The organism is Paracoccus haeundaensis (assembly GCF_006239215.1).
GTDB classification, from domain to species: domain Bacteria; phylum Pseudomonadota; class Alphaproteobacteria; order Rhodobacterales; family Rhodobacteraceae; genus Paracoccus; species Paracoccus marcusii.
Window position 1 is genome coordinate 179570 of sequence record NZ_VDDC01000001.1, and the last position, 24970, is coordinate 204539.

At 67.0% G+C, this 24970-nt stretch carries 29 protein-coding genes; 26 read left to right on the top strand and 3 right to left on the bottom strand.

Annotation, left to right across the window (positions count from 1 at the left end; all coding sequences use genetic code 11):
* Positions 1–172 precede the first annotated feature (172 nt).
* From rpsA to cysE, 23 genes are all read left to right on the top strand, one after another.
* Positions 173–1852 carry a 30S ribosomal protein S1 gene (gene rpsA / locus FHD67_RS00955; protein ID WP_084693668.1) on the top strand — a complete coding sequence of 560 codons (1680 nt, stop codon included), beginning with the start codon at positions 173–175 and terminating at the stop codon, positions 1850–1852.
* A gap of 239 nt (positions 1853–2091) precedes the next feature.
* Complete coding sequence (ihfB, locus tag FHD67_RS00960) at positions 2092–2376, top strand: integration host factor subunit beta (protein WP_045999360.1); 285 nt, start codon at positions 2092–2094, stop codon at positions 2374–2376.
* Positions 2377–2426: 50 nt separating this feature from the next.
* Complete coding sequence (locus FHD67_RS00965; protein WP_127898331.1) at positions 2427–2810, top strand: LapA family protein; 384 nt, start codon at positions 2427–2429, stop codon at positions 2808–2810.
* A gap of 3 nt (positions 2811–2813) precedes the next feature.
* On the top strand, positions 2814–3449 hold the full coding sequence (locus FHD67_RS00970) for a phosphoribosylanthranilate isomerase (protein WP_139597526.1): 636 nt from the start codon (positions 2814–2816) through the stop codon (positions 3447–3449).
* 235 nt (positions 3450–3684) lie between these two features.
* Positions 3685–4092 carry a hypothetical protein gene (locus FHD67_RS00975; RefSeq protein ID WP_045999357.1) on the top strand — a complete coding sequence of 136 codons (408 nt, stop codon included), beginning with the start codon at positions 3685–3687 and terminating at the stop codon, positions 4090–4092.
* Between the two features lie 34 nt (positions 4093–4126).
* Positions 4127–5386, top strand: a complete 1260-nt coding sequence (locus FHD67_RS00980) for a DNA-packaging protein (RefSeq protein ID WP_045999665.1) — start codon at positions 4127–4129, stop codon at positions 5384–5386.
* Positions 5387–5466: 80 nt separating this feature from the next.
* A complete protein-coding gene (locus tag FHD67_RS00985; RefSeq protein WP_045999664.1) occupies positions 5467–6651 on the top strand; it encodes a phage portal protein in 1185 nt (394 codons plus the stop codon).
* A gap of 3 nt (positions 6652–6654) precedes the next feature.
* Entirely contained in the window at positions 6655–6885 is a 231-nt protein-coding gene (locus FHD67_RS00990) for a GTA head formation protein, RCAP_rcc01685 family (protein ID WP_045999356.1), read from the top strand.
* A gap of 3 nt (positions 6886–6888) precedes the next feature.
* Positions 6889–7419, top strand: coding sequence for an HK97 family phage prohead protease (locus FHD67_RS00995; RefSeq protein ID WP_245008326.1), 531 nt, complete (start codon positions 6889–6891; stop codon positions 7417–7419).
* Between the two features lie 108 nt (positions 7420–7527).
* Positions 7528–8691, top strand: coding sequence for a phage major capsid protein (locus tag FHD67_RS01000; protein WP_045999354.1), 1164 nt, complete (start codon positions 7528–7530; stop codon positions 8689–8691).
* A gap of 190 nt (positions 8692–8881) precedes the next feature.
* Positions 8882–9496: a head-tail connector protein gene (locus tag FHD67_RS01005; protein WP_139597527.1), complete on the top strand. Its 615-nt coding sequence runs from the start codon at positions 8882–8884 to the stop codon at positions 9494–9496.
* Positions 9496–9834 carry a head-tail adaptor protein gene (locus FHD67_RS01010; protein WP_139597528.1) on the top strand — a complete coding sequence of 113 codons (339 nt, stop codon included), beginning with the start codon at positions 9496–9498 and terminating at the stop codon, positions 9832–9834. The genes FHD67_RS01005 and FHD67_RS01010 overlap by 1 nt, the downstream gene beginning before the upstream one ends.
* Complete coding sequence (locus tag FHD67_RS01015) at positions 9831–10250, top strand: DUF3168 domain-containing protein (protein WP_139597529.1); 420 nt, start codon at positions 9831–9833, stop codon at positions 10248–10250. Before FHD67_RS01010 ends, FHD67_RS01015 begins: the two co-directional genes overlap by 4 nt.
* A gap of 12 nt (positions 10251–10262) precedes the next feature.
* On the top strand, positions 10263–10676 hold the full coding sequence (locus FHD67_RS01020) for a phage major tail protein, TP901-1 family (RefSeq protein WP_045999351.1): 414 nt from the start codon (positions 10263–10265) through the stop codon (positions 10674–10676).
* Positions 10676–10990, top strand: a complete 315-nt coding sequence (locus tag FHD67_RS01025; protein WP_045999350.1) for a gene transfer agent family protein — start codon at positions 10676–10678, stop codon at positions 10988–10990. The genes FHD67_RS01020 and FHD67_RS01025 overlap by 1 nt, the downstream gene beginning before the upstream one ends.
* Positions 10987–11241, top strand: a complete 255-nt coding sequence (locus tag FHD67_RS01030; RefSeq protein ID WP_045999349.1) for a rcc01693 family protein — start codon at positions 10987–10989, stop codon at positions 11239–11241. Before FHD67_RS01025 ends, FHD67_RS01030 begins: the two co-directional genes overlap by 4 nt.
* Complete coding sequence (locus FHD67_RS01035; RefSeq protein ID WP_045999348.1) at positions 11228–11872, top strand: phage tail tape measure protein; 645 nt, start codon at positions 11228–11230, stop codon at positions 11870–11872. The genes FHD67_RS01030 and FHD67_RS01035 overlap by 14 nt, the downstream gene beginning before the upstream one ends.
* A 13-nt stretch (positions 11873–11885) precedes the next feature.
* Positions 11886–12518: a DUF2460 domain-containing protein gene (locus FHD67_RS01040; RefSeq protein WP_127898342.1), complete on the top strand. Its 633-nt coding sequence runs from the start codon at positions 11886–11888 to the stop codon at positions 12516–12518.
* On the top strand, positions 12515–13348 hold the full coding sequence (locus FHD67_RS01045) for a DUF2163 domain-containing protein (RefSeq protein WP_139597530.1): 834 nt from the start codon (positions 12515–12517) through the stop codon (positions 13346–13348). The genes FHD67_RS01040 and FHD67_RS01045 overlap by 4 nt, the downstream gene beginning before the upstream one ends.
* Positions 13341–13766, top strand: a complete 426-nt coding sequence (locus tag FHD67_RS01050) for an NlpC/P60 family protein (protein ID WP_127898344.1) — start codon at positions 13341–13343, stop codon at positions 13764–13766. The genes FHD67_RS01045 and FHD67_RS01050 overlap by 8 nt, the downstream gene beginning before the upstream one ends.
* Before the next feature lie 24 nt (positions 13767–13790).
* Positions 13791–17672 (top strand): baseplate multidomain protein megatron, encoded by a 3882-nt coding sequence (locus tag FHD67_RS01055; protein ID WP_139597531.1) that lies wholly within the window; start codon positions 13791–13793, stop codon positions 17670–17672.
* Complete coding sequence (locus FHD67_RS01060) at positions 17662–18372, top strand: DUF2793 domain-containing protein (protein ID WP_045999343.1); 711 nt, start codon at positions 17662–17664, stop codon at positions 18370–18372. The genes FHD67_RS01055 and FHD67_RS01060 overlap by 11 nt, the downstream gene beginning before the upstream one ends.
* A 77-nt stretch (positions 18373–18449) precedes the next feature.
* Complete coding sequence (gene cysE / locus FHD67_RS01065) at positions 18450–19277, top strand: serine O-acetyltransferase (protein WP_045999342.1); 828 nt, start codon at positions 18450–18452, stop codon at positions 19275–19277.
* Between the two features lie 2 nt (positions 19278–19279).
* On the opposite strand, the gene FHD67_RS01070 is transcribed toward cysE, so the two are convergent.
* Together FHD67_RS01070 and FHD67_RS01075 are read right to left on the bottom strand one after the other, a co-directional pair.
* Positions 19280–20332: a quinone-dependent dihydroorotate dehydrogenase gene (locus FHD67_RS01070; RefSeq protein ID WP_139597532.1), complete on the bottom strand. Its 1053-nt coding sequence runs from the start codon at positions 20330–20332 to the stop codon at positions 19280–19282.
* On the bottom strand, positions 20329–20664 hold the full coding sequence (locus FHD67_RS01075) for a DUF952 domain-containing protein (protein ID WP_139597533.1): 336 nt from the start codon (positions 20662–20664) through the stop codon (positions 20329–20331). The genes FHD67_RS01070 and FHD67_RS01075 overlap by 4 nt, the downstream gene beginning before the upstream one ends.
* A 141-nt stretch (positions 20665–20805) precedes the next feature.
* Between FHD67_RS01075 and FHD67_RS01080 the strand changes: the two genes are divergently transcribed.
* The 3 genes from FHD67_RS01080 to FHD67_RS01090 all read left to right on the top strand — a co-directional run bounded on the left by FHD67_RS01080 (position 20806) and on the right by FHD67_RS01090 (position 24472).
* Entirely contained in the window at positions 20806–22407 is a 1602-nt protein-coding gene (locus FHD67_RS01080) for a bifunctional metallophosphatase/5'-nucleotidase (RefSeq protein ID WP_139597534.1), read from the top strand.
* An 89-nt stretch (positions 22408–22496) separates the two neighbouring features.
* Positions 22497–23090 carry a nicotinate-nucleotide adenylyltransferase gene (locus FHD67_RS01085; protein WP_139597535.1) on the top strand — a complete coding sequence of 198 codons (594 nt, stop codon included), beginning with the start codon at positions 22497–22499 and terminating at the stop codon, positions 23088–23090.
* On the top strand, positions 23087–24472 hold the full coding sequence (locus FHD67_RS01090) for a D-alanyl-D-alanine carboxypeptidase/D-alanyl-D-alanine-endopeptidase (protein ID WP_139597536.1): 1386 nt from the start codon (positions 23087–23089) through the stop codon (positions 24470–24472). Before FHD67_RS01085 ends, FHD67_RS01090 begins: the two co-directional genes overlap by 4 nt.
* Here FHD67_RS01090 and FHD67_RS01095 read toward each other — a convergent pair.
* The gene (locus FHD67_RS01095; protein ID WP_045999336.1) at positions 24469–24891 is read right to left on the bottom strand and encodes a tellurite resistance TerB family protein; all 423 of its coding nucleotides are present in this window, start codon (positions 24889–24891) and stop codon (positions 24469–24471) included. The two genes, FHD67_RS01090 and FHD67_RS01095, sit on opposite strands and share 4 nt — an antisense overlap.
* Between the last annotated feature and the right edge of the window lie 79 nt (positions 24892–24970).

A 24970-nucleotide genomic window follows, 5' to 3' on the forward strand; every position in this document is an offset into this window, starting at 1 on the left:
TCAAACACGGGTATTGGGGCCGCAGTCACACGGGCGACATGGTCAGAACAGACCGCATTCCAACGGGTCGGGCGTCATGCCGCGACCCTTTGGCGTTGCCCCAACGGCACCATAAAGACCGGCGGAGCCAACCGTCAGGCCGGAAAACAGACACAAAGGATACTGAATACGTATGTGCGCTAAAGCGACCATGGAGGAGTTCGAGGCCCTTCTGAATGAAAGCCTCGAGATTGACACCCCCGACGAGGGCAGCGTTGTCAAAGGCCGCGTCATTGCCATCGAGGCAGGCCAGGCCATCATCGACGTCGGCTACAAGATGGAAGGCCGCGTCGATCTGAAGGAATTTGCCAATCCCGGCGAAGAGCCCAGCATCAAGGTCGGCGACGAGGTCGAGGTCTATCTGGACCGCGTCGAGAACGCCCGCGGCGAAGCGTCGATCAGCCGTGAGAAGGCCCGCCGCGAGGAAGCCTGGGATCGTCTGGAGAAGGCCTACGAAAGCGAAGAGCGCGTCGAAGGCGCCATCTTCGGTCGCGTCAAGGGCGGCTTCACGGTCGACCTGGGCGGTGCCGTCGCCTTCCTGCCCGGTTCGCAAGTCGATGTGCGCCCCGTGCGCGATGCCGGCCCGCTGATGGGTCTGAAGCAGCCGTTCCAGATCCTGAAGATGGACCGTCGTCGCGGCAACATCGTCGTGTCGCGTCGCGCCATCCTGGAAGAGAGCCGCGCCGAACAGCGCGCCGAAGTCATCGCGAACCTGACCGAAGGTCAGTCGATCGACGGCGTGGTCAAGAACATCACCGAATACGGTGCCTTCGTTGACCTGGGCGGCGTCGACGGCCTGCTGCACGTCACCGACATGGCCTGGCGTCGCGTCAACCACCCGTCCGAGATCCTGGCGATCGGCGAGACCGTCAAGGTCCAGGTCATCAAGATCAACAAGGACAGCCACCGCATCAGCCTGGGCATGAAGCAGCTGCAGGCCGATCCGTGGGATACGGTCGCCGACAAGTTCCCGATCGAGTCGGTCCACCAGGGCCGCGTGACCAACATCACCGATTACGGCGCCTTCGTGGAGCTGGAAGCCGGTGTCGAGGGTCTGGTCCACGTTTCGGAAATGAGCTGGACCAAGAAGAACGTCCACCCGGGCAAGATCGTCTCGACCTCGCAGGAAGTCGAAGTGATGGTTCTGGAGATCGACGAGGCCAAGCGCCGCGTGTCCCTGGGCCTGAAGCAGACGATGCGCAACCCGTGGGAAGTGTTCGCCGAAACCCATCCGACCGGCACCGTCATCGAGGGCGAGGTCAAGAACATCACCGAGTTCGGTCTGTTCATCGGCCTGGAAGGCGACATCGACGGCATGGTCCACCTGTCGGACATCAGCTGGGATGCCCGCGGCGAAGACGCGATCCAGGACTTCCGCAAGGGCGACGTCGTCAAGGCGGTCGTCCAGGACGTGGACGTCGAGAAGGAGCGCATCAGCCTGTCCATCAAGTCGTTGGAAAACGAGAACATGGCCGAGGCCGTTGATGGCGTGAAGCGTGGCACCATCGTCACCGCCGAAGTCACCGCGATCGAAGAGGGTGGCATCGAGGTCGAGTACAACGGCGTCAAGTCGTTCATCCGCCGCAGCGACCTGGCCCGCGACCGTGCCGACCAGCGCCCCGAGCGTTTCAGCGTCGGCGACAAGGTCGATGCCCGCGTGACCAACGTCGACACCAAGACCCGCCGTCTAGGCCTGTCGATCAAGGCCCGCGAGATCGCCGAGGAAAAGGAAGCCATCGACACCTATGGCAGCTCGGATTCGGGCGCGTCTCTGGGCGACATCCTGGGTGCGGCACTGAACCGCAACAGCTGATCGGCCCGACCCGATCGATCCTTGCCCGCCCCGGTTCGTCCGGGGCGGGCTTTTTCTTGCCCACGGCCGGGCGGATGCGCGCCATCCCGCTTGCGCGTTTGGGGCAAAGCTGGCAACGCTATGAAACCAGTGACTTCTGTCGGGCGTTGAACGGAAACATGAAGGGCGGTATTGCACCGGCCTTGCGGTTTGACGTGCTGACTTTGACGGCAGGAAGACCCGTCCAATTGGGGGAACATATGATCCGGTCCGAACTGATCCAGAAGATCTCAGATGAAAACCCCCACCTGTTCCGCCGCGACGTCGAGAGGATCGTGAACACGATCTTCGAGGAGGTCATCGACGCGATGGCGCGGGGCGACCGGGTCGAATTGCGCGGCTTTGGCGCCTTCTCTGTCAAGAAGCGCGATTCCCGGACGGGGCGCAACCCGCGCACCGGTGAATCGGTCGAGGTTGACGAAAAGCACGTTCCGTTCTTCAAGACCGGCAAGCTGCTGCGCGACCGCCTGAACGGCGACGCCTGAGGCCCCTGTTTACCGGGCATCCCGCCCGTCTGCGATATCGAGGAAATTCAATGCGCTTCATCCGTCTGATCTTTGTCGCAGCACTGGCGCTTGTGCTGGTGGCGGTCGCCTTGGCCAACCGTGACATGGTCACCCTTTCGGCGTTCCCGGCCAATTTCGGACAGTACTTGGGCGGCACGTGGTCGCTGACGGTACCGCTGTTCCTGGTGATCTTCGTGGCCTTTGCCTTGGGCATGCTGGCCGGTCTGGTCTGGGAGTGGCTGCGCGAGGCGCATTTCCGCCGCGAGGCGCGTCAGCGCAATGCCGAGGTCGTGCGTCTTGAGAGCGAGGTCGGGCATCTGCGCGACCGCCACGCCGCCCCGCGCGACGAGGTGCTGGCGATCTTGGACGAGCCTGCCCCCGCCAAGGGTGCGGCCCTGCCTGCGGTTCGCTGAGGCGTGGCCGAGGTCAAGATCTGCGGGCTGTCCGAGGAACGCCATGTCGCGGCGGCCGTCGATGCCGGTGCGCGCTTTCTGGGGTTCGTATTCTTTCCCAGGTCGCCGCGTGCAGTGACCGCGACCCAAGCCGCAGCGCTGACGGCGGAGGTTCCCGTTGGGGTCGCCCGCGTGGGACTGTTCGTCGATCCGTCGGACGATCTGCTGCGAGAGGTGCTGGACCACGCGGCGCTGGACGTGATCCAGCTGCATGGCTATGAGAGCGCCGCGCGGGTGGCCGAGGTCAAGGCGTTGACGGGGCTGCCTGTGATGAAGGCGGTCGGGCTGTCGGGTCCGGCGGACTTGCCACAGCTGATGGATTACGGCGTGGCGGCGGACATGCTGCTGGTGGATGCCAAGCCGCCGGCGGGGGCCGATCTGCCGGGTGGGAACGGGTTGGCCTTCGATTGGCGGCTGCTGGTCGGGCGGCATTGGTTGCGGCCCTGGATGCTGGCCGGGGGACTGACACCGGACAACGTCGCGGAGGCCGTGCGGCTGACGGGGGCGCCTGTCGTGGACGTCAGTTCGGGCGTGGAACGTGCACCGGGGGTCAAGGATGTTGCGCTGATCCGCGCGTTCGTCGAGGCCGCGCGAAGCTGATTCAGGGGCGTGTTGCGCAGCGTACGCCGGGGGTGTTGCATAGTGTATCGCATTGTAATCGCAAGGTTTATGCGCCATATTATGCACGTATGGGTTTATCCATTGACTTGGCGAACGCCCTAAGGTAGAACTTTTACATGCTGGAAGAGGTGGGCAAGCGGCCGGGGGAAACCCTTGGGCCGCTTTTTTCGTCTCTTGGCTCGTGCGGACAGGAACACGAGGCGGGGCAGAGTGCATGAACGATATGGAATGGGGCGGGGCCGGGAAAACCGACGGACCTTTCGTGACCGGAACCCAGCCTGAGAAGGCCGGGTTCGCGATGCCCGAGATCGCCGAGGGCGAGGACGAGATCGACGTCCTGCGCTGGCTGTTCTGGGATTACGTCAAGGACCTGCGGGGGCACCAGGCCGAGCTTGAAGCGCTCAAGTCCGGGGAGCTTGACCCGGCCAAGCTGAAAAAGGCCATGGAGACGGCGAAGACGGTCCGCGAGGCCGTCCAGCTGCTGATGGCGGAAAGGATCAAGGTTGACAAACTTCGCAAAGACATCGCGGGCGGCGTCGGAGGGGGCAGCCTTGACCTCGGCGCCGCACGAGACGAGATCGGGCGCCGCCTGGCTTGCCTCCGCCGGGCCGGAGGAGGTTGAGGAATTTCTGGGCGGGCTGTCGCAGAACGCGCTGATGAGCCTGCCCTGGCTGTTCGAGTTCTGGGCGCTGCCCCATCAGTTGCCCCCCGAGGGCGACTGGAAGTCCTGGGTGATCATGGGCGGGCGCGGCGCGGGCAAGACCCGCGCCGGGTCGGAATGGGTGCGCAGCCTGGTCGAGGGGCCCACGGCTGCTGCACCCGGGAAATGCCATCGCGTGGCCCTGGTCGGCGAGACCTTCGACCAGGTGCGCGAGGTGATGGTGTTCGGCGAGAGCGGCATCCTGGCCTGTTCGCCCCCCGACCGGCGTCCGGTCTGGGAGGCGGGCCGCAAGCGGCTGGTCTGGGCGAACGGGGCGACCGCCACGGTCTATTCCGCGCATGAGCCGGAGGCTTTGCGCGGGCCCCAGTTCGACGCGGCCTGGGTCGATGAGCTGGCCAAGTGGAAGAAGGCCGAGGATGTCTGGGACATGCTGCAGTTCGCGCTGCGGCTTGGCGAGCATCCCCAGCAGGTCGTCACCACCACGCCGCGCAATGTGGGCGTGCTGAAGCGCATCCTGGGCAATGCCAGCACTGTGGTGACCCATGCGCCGACAGATGCGAACCGCGCCTATCTGGCGGAGAGTTTTCTGGCGGAGGTCGAGAGCCGCTATGGCGGGACGCGGTTGGGGCGCCAGGAGCTGGACGGCTTGCTGCTGGACGATGTCGAGGGGGCGCTGTGGACGACCGCGATGCTGGAAGACGCGCGGGTGGCCGAGGCGCCCAAGCTGGACCGGATCGTCGTCGCGGTCGACCCGTCGGTTACCGGCGGGCGGGCCAGCGACGAATGCGGGATCGTGGTCGCGGGCGTCGTTACGCAGGGCGAGCCAAAGGATTGGCGCGCTTATGTGCTGGAGGATGCCAGCGTCCGGGGCGGGCCCACGGATTGGGCCCGCGCCGCGATTGCCGCGATGGACCGCTACGGTGCCGAGAAGCTGGTGGCCGAGGTGAACCAGGGCGGCGATCTGGTCGAGAGCGTTGTGCGCCAGATCGACCCGCTGGTCCCGTTCAAGGCGCTGCGGGCGTCGCGGGGCAAGGGGTTGCGAGCAGAGCCCGTCGCCGCGCTGTACGAGCAGGGGCGCGTCAAGCATCTGAAGGGCGCCCTTGGCGCCTTGGAGGATCAGATGTGCCAGATGACGGTGCGCGGGTTCGAGGGGCGGGGCAGTCCCGACCGGCTGGATGCCCTGGTCTGGGCGGTCCATGAGCTGATGATCGAGCCCGCCGCAGGCTGGCGCAGGCCGCAGATGCGGCGATTGTAACCGGGTCCGAGAGGTCGGACCGACGAAGGGCCGTCCCGCAGGGGGCGGCCCTTTCGCATGGCTGAGGCATGGAGGCGAGCATGGCGTTTCGATTGTTTTCGCGGGAGGAGAAATCATCCCCCCCGCCAGAGAGGAAGGCCAGTGCGACGGGCCGGGTCGTGGCATTCGCCAGCGGGTCCGGGCGCCCTGTCTGGTCGGCCAGGGATACGGGCACGCTGACGCGCGGCGGGTTCATGGGGAACCCGGTGGGCTTTCGCAGCGTGCGCCTGATCGCCGAGGCCGCGGCGGCCGTGCCGATGATCTGCGCGGATCGCGACCATCGCTATGAGGTGCATCCGGTTTTGGATCTGCTGCGCAGGCCCAATCCGGGCCAGGGTCGGGCCGAGCTGTTCGAGGCGCTGTTCGGGCAGATCCTGCTGTCGGGCAACGGCTATCTGGAGGCTGTGGGCGCGGACGCCACGGGCATCCCGGAGGAGCTGCACGTGCTGCGCTCCGACCGCATGAGCGTGGTGCCCGGTGCGGATGGATGGCCCGTGGCCTATGAATATGCGGTGGGCGGGCGCAAGCACCGGTTCGACATGACCGGCAGCCCCGATCCGATCTGCCACGTCAAGGCGTTCCACCCGCAGGACGACCATTACGGTCTGTCGCCGATGCAGGCGGCTGCCGTCGCGCTGGACGTGCACAACAGCGCCAGTGCCTGGTCCAAGGCGCTGCTGGACAATGCGGCGCGGCCCAGTGGAGCGATCATCTACAAGGGGATCGACGGGCAGGGGGTGCTGAGCCCCGAGCAGTACGACCGCCTGGTGGGCGAGATCGAGATGAACCATCAGGGCGCGCGCAATGCGGGCCGTCCGATGCTGCTGGAAGGCGGGCTGGACTGGCGTCCGATGGGTTTCAGCCCGTCCGACATGGAGTTCCACGAGACCAAGCTGTCGGCGGCGCGCGAGATCGCGTTGGCTTTTGGCGTGCCGCCCATGCTGCTGGGGATTCCAGGGGACGCGACCTATGCGAACTATGCCGAGGCGCACCGGGCGTTCTTCCGCCTGACGGTGCTGCCGCTGGCGACACGGGTGTCGGCGGCGGTCGCCTGGTGGCTGTCCGAGCATCTGGGTGCCGAGATCGAGCTGCGCCCCGATCTGGATCAGATCCCTGCCCTGGCCGAGGAGCGCAACCAGCAATGGGCCCGCATCAGCGGTGCGAGCTTCCTGACGGATGCGGAAAAGCGCGCCCTGCTGGGCCTGCCGCCCCTGGACGGGGCGTGAGGCATGGAAGGGTCGCGTTTCGTCAAGGACGGGCTGTGGCACGACACGCGTCTTGAGGCGCAGGAACGGATCATGGCGCTGCAGTTCGGCCAGGTCGAGAAGCGCCTGGAGCGGATCGAGGCGATGATCGAAGGGCTGGAGCGGCGGCTGTGGATGACGGTCTACGGCGTGGTCGCTGTGATCCTGACGCAGGCCGTCCAGGGTATTCTAGATTATGCGCCGAAAGGAGGCTGAGGGATGGTTCCGGGTCTGGAGATGAAGTTCGCGGGCGGTCCGCCCGTGCTAACCGACGGTCAGGTGATCGAAGGCTATGCCAGCCTGTTCGGTTTGACCGATCAGGGCGGCGATGCGGTGCTGCCCGGCGCGTTTGCCGCGTCGCTGGCGCGGATCGCGGCGCGCGGCGACAAGGTGCGCATGCTGTGGCAGCACGACCCGACCCGACCCATCGGGGTCTGGGACGAGGTCCGAGAGGACGGCAAGGGCCTATGGGTCAAGGGCCGCCTGTTGCCCGACGTGGCGCAGGCCCGCGAGGCGGCGGCGCTGATCCAGGCGGGTGCGATCGACGGGCTGTCCATCGGCTATCGCACCCTGCGGGCCGAACGCGACAAGGCCGGGCGGCGCGTGCTGGCCGAGGTCGAGCTGTGGGAGGTGTCGCTGGTGACCTTCCCGATGCTGGCCGAGGCCAAGGTGGATCGCAAGGACAGCGACGAGCTGCGCGACGTCGCGGCGCTGTTCGTGCAGGCGGCACAGGCCCTGCGCGGCGCATGAGATTTCGGACCGGGCGCATCCCGGTCCGTCAACCAGGTTCGGACCAGTCCCGTGCGGGAGGTCCGACGACAGGGGCGCGGCCCCGATCACCGTGACGAGGAGAAGACCATGACCGAGGTGAAGGCCGCGGGCGGCGGCGACATGCCCGCCGACCTGAAGGGGGCCATGATGGGGTTCGTTAGCGAACTCAAAGGCTTTCGTGAAGATATACAATCCAAGCTCAACGCACAGGAACAGCGTATGACCATGATCGACCGCAAGACCGCCCTGCGGGGCCGCGCGCCCCTGTCCGCCACCGCAGAGGTCGAGGTGCCCCACCAGAAGGCGTTCAACGCCTATCTGCGCAGCGGCGACGACGACGGCCTGCGCGGTCTGGCCATCGAGGAGAAGGCGCTGTCGGTGGCCAGCGACGGCGGGTTTCTGGCGGCACCCAAGGTTGCCGAGACCGTGCAGAACACGCTGCATTCGACGTCGTCGCTGCGCCGTCTGGCCAACGTGGTGACCATCGAGGGCAGCGTCTATGAGGCGCTGGTCGAGCGTGGCGACATGGGCGCCGGTTGGGCCACCGAGGCCGCCACGGTCGAGACCGCGAACTCGGCCCTGGACCGCATCGCCATCCCGGTGCACGAGCTGTCCGCGATGCCGCGTGCCAGCCAGCGCCTGCTGGACGATGCGGCCTTTGATGTTGAGGGCTGGCTGGCCGAGCGCATCGCCGAGAAGTTCGCCCGGTCCGAGGCCAACGCCTTTCTGCGCGGCGACGGCGTCGACAAGCCGCGCGGCCTGCTGAGCTATCCGACCGCGCCTGCGGCGACCGCGACCACGGCCCAGATCGGCTTCGTCGCCACCACCGCGGCTGGCGATTTCCCGGCCGCTGCGCCGATGGATTGCCTGATCGACCTGATCTACTCTCTGGGCGCGGAGTATCGCTCGAACGCCTCGTTCCTGATGAACTCGAAGACGGCGGCGCGGGTGCGCAAGATGAAGGATGCAGACGGCCGCTTCCTTTGGACCGATGCGCTGAGCGTGGGCCAGGTGCCCCAGCTGCTGGGCTATCCTGTGATGATCAGCGAGGACATGCCCGACATGACGACGAGCTCGTTCTCGATCGCGTTCGGTGATTTCCGCGCGGCCTACACGATCGTCGAGCGTCCCGACCTCCGCGTGCTGCGCGACCCGTTCAGCGCCAAGCCGCACGTGCTGTTCTATGCCACCAAGCGTGTCGGCGGCGGGATCACCGATTTCCGCGCCGTCAGGCTGCTGCGCTTCATCTGATCCCCCGGGGGATCAGATGAGGGAGGGGCGCGCCTGGTGCCGGGCATTCCGGTTTAGCAACTGTCCGCGCGCGCTGATGGCCGGCGTGCGGCGCGCCCCGCTTCCCTTTTGCCTGCAAGACAGCCGGGGCCCCGTTCGGGGGCCCCGCCTTTGGTGGAACATGCGGACAGCACGACGGGAGGTTCGCAACATGATGCTGATAGAGGAAACGGCGCCCGCGGCGGAGGCGCTGCCGGTGGCCGCCCTGCGCGCGCATTTGCGTCTGGCCCAAGGTTTCGAAGGGCCCGACGACGCCGCCGAGACGGCGGCACTGGCGGGCTTTCTGCGTGCAGCGATCGCCACGATCGAGGGGCGCACCGGCAAGGTGCTGCTGAAGCGGCGGTTCCGCATGCAGCTGGACGATTGGCGCGACCGGCTTGGCCAGTCGCTGCCGCTGGCGCCCGTGCATTCGGTCGAGCGCATCGAGATCGACGACGGGAACGGCACGCTGACCCAACTGCCCCCCGAGGGGTGGCGGCTGGTCCCGGACGGACAGCGCCCCGTGATCCTGCCCACTAGGGTCGTGCTGCCTTCGATTCCACGGCGGGGGACGGTGACGATCACGTTTCTAGCGGGCTTCGGGGATGCCTGGTCCCAGGTTCCGGCGGATCTGGCGCAGGCGGTCATCCTGTTGGCCGCGCGGTATTACGACGATCGCAGCCAGGATGGTTTGCGTCATGCGCTGCCTTTCGGTGTCAGCGCGCTGATCGAGCGCTGGCGCGCGGTCCGCACGCTGGCCGGGCGCGGCAGCCGGGAGTGGCGCTGATGGCCGCCCCGAACCTGTCGACGCGGCTGGCGCTGGAGACATCCGACCGGATCGCGGACGGCCTGGGCGGCTATGAGACGCGGTGGCGTCAACTGGGCTGGCTGTGGGCGCAGATGGAGGCGCGGTCGGGTCGCGAACAGGGGACCGGCGCGGGAATGATCAGCGTGGTCCAATGGCGCATCACGCTGCGCGCTGCGTCTGTGGGTGATGCGCGACGCCCTCGGCCTGGGCAGCGGCTGCGCCAAGGAACACGGTTGTTTCAGATCGAGGCGGTCGCGGAAAGCGATCCGTCCGGTCGGTATCTGGACTGCTTTGCGCGCGAGGAGGATCTGACATGAGCTATGGGGCAGGGGTCGCCTTGCAGGCGGCCATCTATCAGCAGCTGCGTACGAACGAGGCGCTGGCGGATCTGGTGGGCGATGCGATCTTCGACGCGATGCCTGTGACGGCGCCGAGCGGAATCTATGTCTCGCTTGGTCCCGAGGAGGTGCGTGACGCCAGCGATTCCACGGCACGCGGATCACGGCATGATTTCGTGATCTCGGTCATGGCGGGCAGCGACAGTGGGGCGGGCTTCGGCGCGGTCAAGGCCGCAGCGGTCGCCGTGGCCGATGCGCTGGAGGCGGGCGGACTGGTGCTGTCGCGCGGACAGCTGGCTGGTTTGTGGTTCCTGCGCGCAACCGCGCGGCGGGTGAAAAGCGGCGCGGCTCGTCAGGTCGACCTGACCTTTCGCGCACGCATCGATCTGAACTGAGGAGATGGGACAATGGCAGTGCAAAGCGGACGTGATCTGCTGATCAAGATGGATATGTCGGGCAACGGCACGTTCGAGACCGTGGCAGGCCTGCGTGCGACGCGCCTGTCCTTCAATGCCGACACCGTCGACGTGACCAGCATGGACAGCGCCGGTGGCTGGCGCGAGCTGTTGGGCGGTGCCGGCGTGCGCAGCGCGTCGATCGCCGGATCCGGCGTGTTCCGCGACGCGGCCACCGACGGGCGCGCCCGCCAGGCGTTCTTTGACAGCGAAATCCCGTTGTTCCAGGTCATCATCCCTGATTTCGGCACCGTGGAGGGCCGGTTCCAGATCACCGGCCTGGAGTACGCGGGCAGCCACGACGGAGAGGCGACCTATGAGATGTCGCTGGCTTCGGCAGGGGCGCTGACCTTCGTGGCGCTGTGATGGCCAACCCGATGCGAGGCGAGGTGTCGCTGATGCTGGATGGTCGGCCGCATGTCGCGCGCCTGACCCTCGGCGCCCTGGCCGAACTGGAGGCGCAGCTTGAGGCGGACGGGTTGACCGGGCTGGTCGCTCGTCTTGACGCCGGGCGTTTCTCCAGCCGCGAGATCCTGGCCGTGCTGGTGGCCGGGCTGCGCGGCGGCGGCTGGACGGGGCAGGCGGGTGATCTGACGGCGGTGCAGATCGACGGGGGTCCGCTGGAGGCCGCCCGCGTTGCCGCCCGCCTGCTGGCCCTGGCGTTTCGGGCGCCTGCATGACCGGGCGCGCCGGGGGGTTGGACTGGGCGGGCCTGATGCGGGCGGGCCTGCAGGGGCTGCGTCTGCATCCCGATCAGTTCTGGGTACTGACCCCTGCCGAGTTGGGCCTGATGCTGGGCATGGGTCCGACGACACCCCGCATGACCCGTGACCGGCTGGCCGATCTGGCAGCCCGATATCCCGACGCGCCCGCACCGGCGGGCGTGGTCTTGGCTGAAACGACGGGGGATCATCAAGATGACCACACGTGACGGGACCGGCACTGCGCTGGACCAACTGGACGACGACCTGGGCCGCAATTCCCGCATGACGCAGGAGTTCCAGGCGGAACTGGGTCGGCTGCGCCAGGCTATGATGTTCACCACGCGCGAGGTCGGTACCCTGTCCTCGGGGCTTGAGCGTGGCTTGGGCCGCGCCATCGACGGCCTGGTCCTGGACGGCGGCAAGCTGTCGGACGCGTTGAAATCCATCGGACAGTCGCTGGCAGATACCGTCTATAGCATCGCCATGAAGCCCGTCGAGAACGCTTTGGCAGGGTCGATCGCGGGCGGCATCGGCGGGATGCTGGGCGGGGTGATGCCCTTTGCCAAGGGCGGGGCATTCGCCAACGGCCGCACCATGGCCGGAGATGTCGTCTCCGGACCCACGGCATTTCCGATGCGCGGCGGTCAGGGGCTGATGGGCGAGGCCGGGCCCGAGGCGATCATGCCGCTTCGGCGCGGTCCCGACGGCAAGCTGGGCGTCGCCGCATCCGGGGGAGGGGGATCGGTGAACGTGACGTTCAACATCCAGACCCCGGACGTGGCCGGGTTCCAGCGCAGCCAGTCGCAGATCGCGGCGCAGATGTCGCGCGTGCTGGCCCGCGGCGAGCGAAACAGCTGAGAGGAGGCAAAAGATGGCGTTTCACGACGTAAGATTTCCGACGAACCTGTCCTTTGGCGCCATCGGCGGTCCCGAGCGGCGCACCGAGATCGTGGCGCTGGCCAGCGGGTTCGAGGAGCGCAACACCCCCTGGACGCATGCGCTTCGCCGCTTTGACGCGGGCATGGGCCTGCGGTCGTTGGACGACCTGTCGGAGGTCATCGCCTTTTTCGAGGCGCGTGCGGGCCAGCTGCACGGGTTTCGGTGGAAGGATTGGTCCGACTACAAGAGTTGTCTGCCGTCAGCGGCCCCGGCATTCGGCGATCAGGTGATCGCGGTCGGGGACGGGCAAACGCGGGTCTTTCCGTTGTCGAAGGCCTATCGATCCGGGGCGACGGTCTATCGTCGGCCCGTGACCAAGCCGGTCCAGGGTTCGGTGCGTGCCGGGATCGGGGGGGCAGAGGTGTTCGTCGGCATCAACTATGCCGTGGACCATGTTGCCGGGCGCATCATCTTTGACGAGGCCCCGGAGGCAGGCGCGGACATCTCTGCCGGGTTCGAATTCGACGTTCCGGTGCGCTTCGACACGGACCGGATCGCAGTGTCCGTCGCGTCGTTCCAGGCCGGGCAGGTCCCCGACATTCCGGTCGTGGAGGTTCGGGTATGACGACGACGACAGTTGCACGCGCTTGGTCCGTGCGCCGAGCGGATGGTCTGACGCTTGGCTTTACCGATCATGACCAGCGGTTGGTCTTTGGCGGGGTGACCTTTCGCCCTGACCGCGGCCTGACCGCGCGGGCGCTGGTTCAGGGAACCGGCCTGTCGGTCGACAACTCCGAGGCCGTCGGGGCGCTGAACGATGATGCGATCACCGAGCGCGATCTGATGGCCGGTCGGTGGGACCAGGCGGAACTGCGCATGTGGGAGGTCGACTGGAGCGATGTCGCCCGTCGCAAGCTGGTGTTTCGCGGGTCTTTGGGCGAGGTCTCGCGTGCGAACGGGGCCTTCCGCGCCGAGCTTCGCGGCCTGTCAGACGCGCTGAACGCGCCGCAGGGGCGCGTCTATCATCCCCGGTGCAGCGCGCGCCTTGGCGATGGGGCGTGCAGGGTCGACCTGAGCGCGGAAAGCCTGAGCGTGCTGCGCCAAGTGCAGGTTCTGGACGAGGGACGCGTCTTCACGTTCACCGCATTTCCGGCCTTTGACGCGGCGTGGTTCGATCATGGTCGGCTGGAGGTTCTGTCCGGAGCGGCGCAAGGTCTGCATGGTGCGATCAAGAACGACACTGCACGCCCCGGTGGCCAGAGGATTATCGAGCTGTGGTCCAGTCTGGGCATTTTGCCCGCCACCGGCGACCAGATCCGACTGACGGCAGGATGCGACAAGGCTGCGGACACGTGCCGGCTGAAGTTTCGTAATCATCTGAACTTCCGCGGGTTTCCGCATCTGCCGTCCGAGGATTGGCTGATGGCGCCTCAGGCAGGTCGCCGGAATGGATAGCCCGGTCGTCGATGCCGCCCGGCTGTGGCTGGGCACGCCTTATGTCCATCAGGCCAGCGTCCGGGGCAGTGGCTCCGATTGCCTCGGGCTGATCCGCGGCGTCTGGCGCGACCTCTATGGGGCGGAGCCTGAGGCGCCCCCGGCCTATACCGCCGATTGGGCCGAATGCGGCAGCACCGAAGTGCTGCTGTCCGCGGCCATGCGGCACCTGCGTCCGGTCGATGATGCGGACTGGCAACCAGGGCAGGTGCTGTTGTTTCGGATGCGGCAGGGCGCCATCGCCAAGCACTTGGGCATCCTGTCGGCCGCGGGCGATGCCCCGCGGTTTCTGCATGCCTATACCGGCCACGGTGTCATCGACAGTCCGCTGACCCCTCCGTGGCAATCCAGGATCGTGGCGCGGTTCCGCTTTCCCTGACCAATTCGAACGAAGGAGGCCCTTATGGCCACGATTGTCCTGTCTGCCGTGGGTGCGTCGCTTGGCGGAGGTTTCGGGGGGGCGGTCCTTGGGCTGTCGGGTGCCGTTCTGGGCCGCGCGGCAGGAGCCGTCCTGGGTCGTGCCATCGATCAGCGGCTGCTGGGCGGTGGGGCGAAGGCCGTCGAGACGGGCCGGATCGACCGCCTTCGCATCCAGACAGCCGGAGAGGGCATGGCCATCCCCCGGATCTGGGGACAGATGCGCCTGCCCGGGCATGTCATCTGGGCATCCGACCTTGCAGAGGTCACGCGGTCCGAAAGTGCGGGTGGTGGCAAGGGCGCACCCAGTACCCAGGTGACCCAGATCAGCTATCGCCTGTCTGTCGCATTGGCGTTGGCCGAAGGTCCGATCCTGTCGGTGGGCCGGGTCTGGGCCGATGGCGAGGAGATTGCACAGGCGGATCTGAACATGCGGATCTATCGTGGTGGCGAGGCGCAGATGCCGGACCCCGTGATCGCCGCCATCGAAGGCGACGCGGCCCCTGCCTATCGCGGGACGGCCTATGTCATTTTGGAGAACCTGAGCCTGGAGCGGTGGGGCAACCGCATGCCGCAGCTGAGCTTTGAGGTGACAAGCCCGGCGCGTGACGGCAGCGGCCTGTCGCGCGACGTCCGGGCCGTCGCTCTGATCCCCGGCACGGGGGAGTATTCGCTGGCCACAACGCCTGTGACCGAAAGTGGTGACCTGGGAGAAAGCCGCAGCTTCAACACGAACACGCCGATGGGCGGGACCGACTTTCGCGCGTCGCTGGATGTCCTGGGGCGCGAACTGCCGAATGTGGGTTCGGTGTCGTTGATCGTGTCTTGGTTCGGCAGCGATCTGCGCATTGGTCAGTGCCGCGTGCAGCCCAAGGTCGAATACCGTCAGGTCGACGGGGCGGAGATGCCCTGGCGCGTTGGTGGCATCGGCCGTGCGGATGCGGCCGAGGTCGCGCGCAAGGATGGACGTCCGATCTATGGCGGCACGCCGTCTGACCGCTCGGTGATTGAGGGGCTCCGGGCGCTGTCGGCGTCGGGGCGCAAGGCGATCTTCTATCCGTTCATCTTGATGGAGCAACTGGGCGGCAACGGATTGACCGACCCTTACGGCGCGACCGAGCAGCCTGCCATGCCCTGGCGCGGCCGCATCACGACCAGCGTGGCCCCCGGCCGGACCGGCACCACCGACGGCACGTCGGCCGCCGTCGATCAGGTGGCCGCGTTCTTCGGATCGGCTGCTCCGACCGATTTTGCGCGCATCGGTGAGACCGTCACCTATTCCGGTCCGGCCGAATGGTCGTACCGGCGGTTCATTTTGCACTATGCCCATGTCTGCGCAGCGGCGGGCGGTATCGATGCCTTTCTGATCGGGTCCGAGATGGTCGCGATGACCCAGATCCGCGGTCCGGGAAACACCTATCCCGCTGTGGCGGCCCTGCGCCGCCTGGCTGCGGACGTCCGCGGCATCCTTGGGCCGAACGTCAAGATCGGCTATGCCAGCGACTGGTCAGAATATTTCGGCCATCACCCCGGAAACGGAGAGCTGTTCTTTCATCTGGACCCGCTGTGGGCTGATCCGAACATCGATTTCATCGGCATCGACAACTATATGCCGCTGTCCGACTGGCGCGATGGCGACGACCATCTGGATGCGTCCTGGGGTCGGATCGACAATATCGACTATCTGCGCGCCAATGTCGCAGGAGGAGAGGGGTACGATTGGTTCTATGCCAGCGACGCCGACCGTCTGGCGCAGAACCGCACGCCCATCACCGACGGTGCCTATGACGCGGCTTGGGTCTGGCGTTACAAGGACCTGACGGGCTGGTGGCAGAACCTGCACTACAACCGCCCCGGTGGTGTGCGGCAGAGAGAAGCGACCGCATGGGTGCCCGGGTCGAAGCCGATCTGGTTCACCGAGTTCGGCTGCGCCGCCCTAGACAAGGCGACGAACCAGCCGAACAAGTTCCTGGACGCGATGTCGTCCGAGAGCATGCTGCCGCATTTCTCCAACGGTACGCGGAACGATGCGATTCAGGCCGCCTATGTCGAGGCGACGATGGCGCATTGGCGCGACCCGGCCAACAACCCGGTCAATGCCGATGGCATGCGGATGCTGGACGTGGACCGCGCGCACGTCTGGTGTTGGGACGCGCGGCCCTATCCGGCCTTTCCGGGGCGTGGTGATCTGTGGTCGGACGGTCCTGCGTGGGATCGCGGACACTGGCTGAACGGGCGTGCGGGCGCCGTCACGCTGCGCGCGGTGGTCACGGACATCTGCAAGGGTGCGGGTGTGACGGCCGTTGATGTGTCGAGAATATCAGGCGTGGTGCGGGGCTATGCCCTGCAGGGTTCCGAATCCGGGCGGGCGGCATTGCAGCCCCTGATGCTGGCACATGGGTTTGACGCGGTAGAGCGCGACGGCGTGCTGAAGTTCGTCTCGCGTGACGGACTGGCACGCGCGCAGATCGGACCTGATGACCTGGCCATCACCGGCGACGTGACCGGGTTCGAGACCGTCCGTCAGATGGAATCCGCGAACATCGGTCAGCTACGCCTGAGCCATGTCGCGGCAGGGGGCGACTATGCGGTCGCGACGGCCGAGGCCAGCCTGACGGATATCGACCGTCGCGCCGTGTCCGAAAGCGAACTGGCCATGGTGCTGACCCGCCCGGAAGGGCGCGCCATCACCGACCGCTGGATCGCCGAGGCCGAGGTGGCGCGCGATACGGCACGGTTCGCGCTTTCGCCATCACGTGCGGATCTTGGCCCTGGCGACGTTGTCGTGACGCATATGCCGGGGCAGGAGAGCCGCCGCTGGCGGATCGACCGGGTCGAGCGTGCGGGCGCCATCACGGTCGATGCCGTTAGGGTCGATCCCGGCCTCTACACGCCGCGTCTGGCGCATCAGGATCAGGGCGGTATCGGCCGGTATCTGCCGCCGATGCCCGTGTTCCCGGTGTTCATGGACCTGCCCCTGCTGCGGGGCGACGAGGTTCCGCATGCCCCGTGGCTGGCGGTCGCGGCCCATCCCTGGCCGGGATCGGTCGCGGTCTATGGCTCCGTCGAGGCCGAGGGCGGGTTCGACCTGAACCTGATGCTGCAACGCCGCGCCCTGATCGGTCGGACGCTGACGCCATTGGGGCGTGCAAGCCCGGGCCTGATCGACCGGGGCGAACCGCTGCGTCTGCGGATGCTTCGCGATCCGTTGCGGTCCGTGAACGAACGCGCGTTGCTGTCGGGTGCGAACGCGATGGCGATCGGGGACGGCAGCCTGACCCGATGGGAGATCGTCCAGTTCGCGAACGCAGAGCTGGTGGCACCGGACACCTGGCAGATCAGCCGCCGCCTGCGTGGGCAGGCCGGCACGGATGCGATCATGCCGGATGTCTGGCCTGCTGGCAGTCTGGTCGTGCTGCTGGATGGCGGCCCCCGCCAGGTCGACCTGCCACCCTCCACTCGCGGCCAGGAGCGGTTCTGGCGGGTGGGTCCGGCCCTGCGGGCGCCGGACGACGCCAGCTACCGCAGCCGTACGACGGTCGCGCCGGGGATCGGGCTGCGGCCCTATGCGCCCTGCCACCTGCGCAAACAGGGCAATGACATCACCTGGATCAGGCGCAGCCGGATCGAGGGTGATGGCTGGGACGGCGCCGACGTTCCGCTTGGCGAGGAATCGGAACGCTATCTGTTGCGCCTGATCCAGGCGGGGCAAATCGTCGCCGAGACGCAGACGCAGACCCCGTCATGGACCATCCCCGCGGCGGTCCGCGACCAGTTGCAGCCCGGACAGGTCACGATCGAGGTGGCTCAATTGTCGCAGACCTTCGGGCGCGGCCCCTTTGCAAGGAGAGACTTCAATGCCCAGTGAAACCGCGCGCCTTCAGATGGCCCTGTTGCAGCCCGCGCAGGCCCAGAAGCACGTCACCGTCAACGAGGCGCTGATGCGGCTGGACGGCATGGTGAACCTTGTATTGCAGAGCGTGTCGACGCAGACGCCCCCGGCAACGGTTCTGGATGGCCAGTGCTGGGGCGTTCCCGCGGCGCCCACGGGGGCATGGGTGGGGCAGACGGGGCGCATCGCCGTGGGATCGAACGGCGGGTGGGTCTTTCTGCCGCCGTCCCGCGGCATGCGCTGTTTCGTCGCCGACAGGGGGGTGGAGGCCATCCATGACGGCACTGCCTGGATCGTCGGCGCGATGAGCATGGGAAGCCGCGGGTCGGGCCTGGTCACCGGGATGGCCGAGGGCGAGGTCATTCTGGGCACGGGCAGCAGCACGGTGACCGGGGTCTTCATCCCGGCGGGTGCGCTGGTGATCGGAGCTGTCGGACGGGTCACGGCCACTCTGACCGGTTCGCTGACCGGCTGGCGTCTTGGTACGGCGGGGGCGTTGAACCGCTTCGGTCAGGGCCTTGGCAAGCAGCAGGATTCATGGGCAAGGGGGATGCTTGGTTCGCCCATGGCCTATTACCAGGCCGATCCGCTGATCGTCACGGCCGAGGGCGGCACGTTCACGGGCGGGCGCATCTCTCTGGCGGTGCATTGGCTGGAAATGCGGCTGCCGAACTGATCGACCGGGCCCGCCCGTCTTTTCCCGGACCGCATTCTGTCCTATGTTGGAGGTCTGACAGACCGGGCGGGCCCAAGATGAACATGCTGCACACCGAAAAGACACCGCTGTCCCTGGACCGTGATGCGATCTGGGCGCAGCTGCGCGACGAGGGGCGGGCGGCAGCCGCTGCCGAGCCGCTGTTGGGCGCGCTGATCCATGCGGGGCTTTTGCATCACAAGAGCCTTGAGGCAGCACTGGCCTATCGTCTTTCGCTGAAGCTGGCATCGGGAGAGATGAGCGAACAGATCCTGCGCGAGATCGCCGATCACGCCTATGCCAATGCCCCCGAACTGGGAGACGCCGCGCGGGCCGACTTGATGGCGGTCTATGACCGCGATCCGGCGACGCATCGGCTGATCCAGCCGCTGCTGTTCTTCAAGGGGTTCCAGGCGCTTCAGGCCTATCGGATGGCGCATTGGCTGTGGCAGCAGGATCGCAAGGATCTGTCGTACTTCGTCCAGATGCGGTGTTCGGAATGCTTTGGGGTGGACATCCATCCCGCAGCGCGCATTGGCACGGGCATCATGATGGATCACGCCCATTCGATCGTCATAGGTGAAACGGCGACCGTCGGCAACGACGTGTCGATGCTGCATTCCGTGACGCTTGGAGGGACCGGCAAGGAGGATGGCGACCGTCATCCTAAGATCGGCGACGGCGTGCTGATCGGCGCGGGCGCGAAGGTTCTGGGCAACATCCGCGTCGGGCACCATTCGCGGATCGCGGCCGGGTCGGTCGTGCTGCACGAGGTCCCGTCCTGCAAGACCGTCGCGGGCGTCCCCGCCCGCGTCATTGGCGACGCAGGTTGCCCCGAACCATCGCACAGCATGAACCAGCTGCTGGGCGCCGACGACTACGGCTAGGGTCAGTCGGCGCTGGCGCTGCCTCTCAACTCGTCGAGGGTGATGCGCTGGCGGGTCAGCCGGTCGTCCAGCGCCTCTGCCAGGCGAGGCGCAATCGACAGTCCCTGATAGATCATGGCCGAATAGATCTGCACCGCCGTAGCGCCGGCCCGCAGCTTCTCCCAAACATCGTCCACGCTGGTGATACCGCCGACGCCGACAAGCGGCACAGCGCCTTTCGTTTCACGATACAACAGGGCAAGGACGCGGGTCGACCGGGCGAACAGGGGTCGACCGGAAAGTCCGCCTGCCTGTCCGGCATGCGGTCTGGTGATGCCGTCACGCGACAGCGTCGTGTTCGTGGCGATGATGCCGTCCAGTTTGGCATTCATGGCGACCGACGCGACCTGCGCGATTTCAGTGTCGGTCAGATCCGGGGCGATCTTGACGAAAACCGGCACGCGCCTTGCCAGGCCGTCCCGCGCGGTCAGCACCCGGTCCAGCAGGGCAGAAAGCGCCTCTGCCCCCTGCAGGTCGCGCAGTCGTTCCGTGTTCGGCGACGAGACGTTGACGGTCACGAAATCCGCTGATTGTCCCGCGACGCGTAGGACCTGGGCAAAGTCCTCGGCCCGGTCCGTGCTGTCCTTGTTGGCGCCCAGGTTCAATCCGACCGGCACGCCCGTGGGACGTGCCGCCAGGCGCCGGCCGATCACGTCCGCACCTTCGTTGTTGAAGCCGAACCGGTTGATGATGGCTTGTTGTTCCGTCAGTCGGAACAGGCGCGGTTTGGGATTGCCCGGTTGTGGGCGCGGGGTGGCGGCCCCGACCTCCAGAAAGCCGAAGCCGGACCGCATCAGAGGGGCAATGACGCGCGCGTTCTTGTCGTATCCCGCGGCAAGGCCAATCGGGTTGGGCAACGTCATTCCCGCCAGAGACACCTGCAACCTGTCGGATGTCACGGCTCGTCCATGCAGCGGCACCACACCGCGTGCCAGCGCCGCGATCGACAGGTCGTGCGCCCGTTCGGGGTCAATGCGGTGCAGCGCGGCAAGTCCCAGCTTTTCGACCACGCTCATGGCGCGATCCCCGTGTCGTGACCCGCGTCGGTCAGGCCAATGGGTCGCGACCATTGCACATCCGCCAGCGTCAATGCCCGGTACAGATGCGGGAACAGCGCCCCGCCGCGCGACGGCTCCCACCGTAGATCAGGCGCCAGGGCGTCCGGATCGCAGGACAGCAGGATCAGCCCGTCCTCATTCGCAAAATGCTTGGACAATGTCACCGACAGCTGCTGGGCCGTCGAGAAGTGGATGTAGCCGTCGGCCAGATCGACGGGCGCCCCGAGGGTGCGGCCGTCCTGCTGCATCTGGGCCCATTCGGCCGCGCGAAATACTTTGAAGATCTGCATGGCGGCATTTGCCTCCGCCCGGGGCTGCGGGTCAAGACGTCATCGGCCTCCATGCTGCCTAGGGACCTGAAGGTTTGACCCGCCCCGTCGGCTGCGCCAAGCTGCCGGGGCCAACCAACAGGGCCACATAGGGAATCAGGGATGACACGACGCCTTCTTGCCGCCGCATCCGCCATCGCGCTGTTCGCAGGAACCGCGCAGGCCGAAACCGTTCTGCACATTCTTCACACGAATGACGTCCACAGCCGGATTGAGCCGATCAGTGACCGCGACAGCACATGTGATGCGGAACAGACCGCCGCGGGCGAATGCTTTGGCGGGATGGCCCGCATCGCCACCAAGATCAAGGAACTGCGCGACCGGATCACGACCGAGGGCGGGAACGTCATCGTGCTGGATGCGGGCGATCAGTACCAGGGGTCGCTGTTCTACACGACCTACAAGGGCACCGAGGTGGTCGAGTTCATGAACGCCATCGGCTATGACGCGATGGCGGTCGGCAACCATGAGTTCGACGACGGACCCGAGGGTCTGGCGGTACTGACCGACGGCGTCGACTTTCCGGTCCTGTCAAGCAACATCGACGTTTCCCAGTCGAACGTGCTGGCCGACAAGGTCGCCAAGCACACCATCCTGGAGGTCGGCGACCAGAAGATCGGCATCGTCTCGGCCTTGGCCATGGACACGCCTGAAACGGCGTCGCCCGGGCCCAATGTCATCTTTCAGGACGACGCCGACAGCCTTGCTGCGGCAGCGGCGGAACTGGCCGATCAGGGCGTCGACAAGGTCATCGCCCTGACCCATGTCGGCTATCTGCGCGATCTGGAACTGGCAGCCGAGGTGCCGGGGATCGATGCGGTCATCGGTGGCCACTCCCACACCCTGCTGGGTGACATGGAGGGCGCGACGGCGGCCTATCCCACCATGGTGGACGGGGCAGACGGCGCGCAGGTGCCGGTGGCGCAGGTCTATGCCTATGGCAAGTATCTTGGCCATCTCACGCTGACCTTCGATGATGCGGGCGTTCTGACGTCGGTCGAGGGCGAGCCCATTCTGCTGGACGCCTCGGTTCCCGAGGACGAGGCGATCGCCGCCCGCGTGGCCGAGATGGCCGAACCCATTGCCGCGCTGCGCGAGGAGGTGGTGGCCAGCACATCGGCGCCGATCAACGGCGACCGGGACGTCTGTCGTGCGCGGGAATGCGAGATGGGCAATCTTGTGGCCGACGCCATGCTGGACCGCGTGGCGGATCAGGGCGTGACCATTGCCATCCAGAACGGTGGCGGACTGCGCGCGTCGATCGACGAAGGCGAGGTGACGATGGGCGAGGTCTATACCGTCCTGCCGTTCCAGAACGTCCTGGCGACCTTTCAGCTGACCGGTGCCGATGTCGTCGCCGCACTGGAGAACGGCGCCAGCCAGTACGAGGAGGCCGCAGGCCGTTTCGCGCAGGTGGCGGGACTGAAATACACCGTCGATCCTGCTGCTGAATCGGGCGCGCGCATCAGCGAGGTGATGGTGCAGCACGATGGCGAATGGGTGCCCATCGATCCTGCGGCGACCTATGGCGTCGCCACCAACAACTACATGCGCGGGGGCGGCGACGGGTACGAGGTCTTCGCGAAGGGCGGCCAGAACGCCTATGATTTCGGACCCGATCTGGCCGAAGTGGTGGCGGATTATCTGGGCGCGCGTCAGGAGGGCTATGCCCCCTATGTCGATGGCCGCATCACCGTGAAATGACGCCAAGGGGTGCCGGGCCGTGGGTCTGGCACCCGCTTTTTGCAGTCCGCGTGCTTGGCGCGGGCGCCGCCTTGCGCTAATCGAGCCGGATGCGAACGGGCTGTCCCCTCGCGCGGCCAGGCCAGCGCATCGGCATTCTGGGCGGGTCCTTCGATCCGGCCCATCAGGGGCACCTGCTGATCAGCCAGGTCGCCCTGCGCAGGCTGGGTCTTGACCGGGTCTGGTGGCTGGTCTCTCCCGGAAACCCGCTCAAGGCGCACGGCCCCGCGCCGTTGGCGACGCGCATGGCCGCCGCCCGTGCCACCGCCCGCGATCCCCGCATCCTTGTCACCGACATCGAGGCCAGGCTTGGCCTGCGCAAGACGGCGGATACCCTGCACGCGCTTGCGCGGCTTTATCCGGGGGTGCGGTTCGTCTGGCTGATGGGGTCCGACAACATGGTGCAGTTCCACCATTGGGACCGCTGGCGCGCAATCGCCGACCAGGTGCCGATTGCCGTGATGGCCCGGCCCGGATCGCGGCTGGCGGCGCGTCATGCCGTTGCGGCCAGCATCCTGCGTCGCGCGCGCCTGCCGGAAGCGCGGGCCGCTTTGCTGGCACAGGCACGGCCGCCGGCCTGGGTGCTTTTGAACCTGCCGATGTCGGGCCTGTCCTCCACCGAACTGCGGAAAGGGCTGCGATGACGCTGAACCGACGCCGGATGCTGACCATGATTGCGGCCGCGACCCTGGCCCCCGGTACCCTATCCGCGCAAGGGCTGGACCTGCGCCCCCGGCCGCGACCCGTTCCGGAACCCGGTGATCTTGTCGCGCGGTCCGGCCTGCCCGGGCGGGTGGCCTTTGCGTTGACCGACGGGACCGAACCGCTGGCCCTGCGCCAGGCGGGGGCGTTGCTGGCGCCGGCCAGCACGATGAAGGCGATCACCGCGCTTTATGCGCTGGACCGGCTTGGCCCGGCCCATCGGTTCCGCACGCGGGTGATCAGGGCAGGGGACACGCTGATCCTGGCGGGCGGCGGCGACCCGGTGCTGACCACCGATGACCTGGCGCGTCTGGCCGACGATCTTGCCGGGCTGAAGACGCCAAGCCCTGCGCGCTTTGCGGTCTGGGGCGGCGCCTTGCCCGGCATCGCCGAAATCGCCCCCGAACAGGACGATCATCTGCCTTACAACCCCGCCATCTCGGGGCTGATGCTGAACTTCAACCGTGTCCATCTGGGCTGGACCCGCGTGGGCGTCGACCATCAGATCAGTGTCGAGGCGCGGGCGGCCGACAATTCCCCCCGCGCCTATACCGTCACCGCGATGCCGGGCGACCAGGCCGACCTGTTCACCTATCGCCACGATCTGGAACGCGAATATTGGACCGTATCCCGCGCCGCGATGGGTCGAACGGGCAGCCGGTGGCTGCCGGTGCGCCTGCCCGAACTTTATACGGCGGACGTGTTCCAGACGTTGTGCCGCGCCCGCGGGCTGGTCCTGCCCGCGCCCGACGTCATCGACCGCCTGCCAGCGGGCCAGGACATCGCGCATCATGACAGTCCCCCGGTCGAGGCGCTGGTCCGCGACATGCTGGAATATTCCACGAACCTGACGGCCGAGGCGCTTGGGCTGCATGCCAGCGGTGCGCCCGATCTGGTGCGGTCGGGACAGGCGATGCGCGGCTGGCTGGACGGGCTGGGGCAGGGGATGCGGCTGGCCGATCATTCGGGCCTGTCGGATGCCAGCCGGATCAGCCCCTATGCGATGACGCGCGTGCTGGCGGGGCCGGGGCGCGATCTGCTGTTGTCGCGCCTGATGCGGCGCAATCCGCTGGCCGACGACGACCACCCGGTCAACGCGCCGGTCGCGGCCAAGACCGGGACGCTGAACTTCGTGTCGAACCTGGCCGGATACGTCACCGGGCCGTCGGGAACCGAAGGCGTGTTCACCATCTTCTGCGCCGATGCCGAGCGTCGCCGAGCCGCCATCGGAGAGGAGCTGCCCGCAGGGGTCAGCACCTGGACCCGGCAGGCCAAGGCGCTGCAGGCCGATCTGCTGAACAGTTTCGCGGGTCGCCTGGCCTAGACGGTCATGTGGCGCACGCGGGCCGACAGCTCGATCGCGGCGGCGTGCAGGCGGCTGATGTTCAACTGGTCGCGGATCTCGGCCAGCATCATGACCTCGCCCTCGTACAGGCGGCCGTCGGCGGCGCCCACGTCGCAGGCCAGCGCATAGGCCGTCTCATAGAGCTTTTCGGGCAGCGCGTCGCGGATCAAGCCGAACAGCGCGTCCACGCCGTCCTCTTCGTCGAACAGCGTCATCACGGTCTGGCTGATCGGCCGGATGCGGTCGTCGTCATAGGCCGCAAAGACCGGCGCATGGTCGACCATCCGCTGGATCGCCACCAGTTCGGACGTGCGGATGGTGCTGTCCGAGCAGGACACCGCCACCATCACCGCGACAAGCGCATCGCAGGGGGACAGGGAAGGCAGGTCGATGGTCATGGCACACTCCGCTTCGTTCGGGTGCAAATTATTGACGATCTGCGGCGCTTTCAATAAGCGTTCCGGACCTCAACAGGAG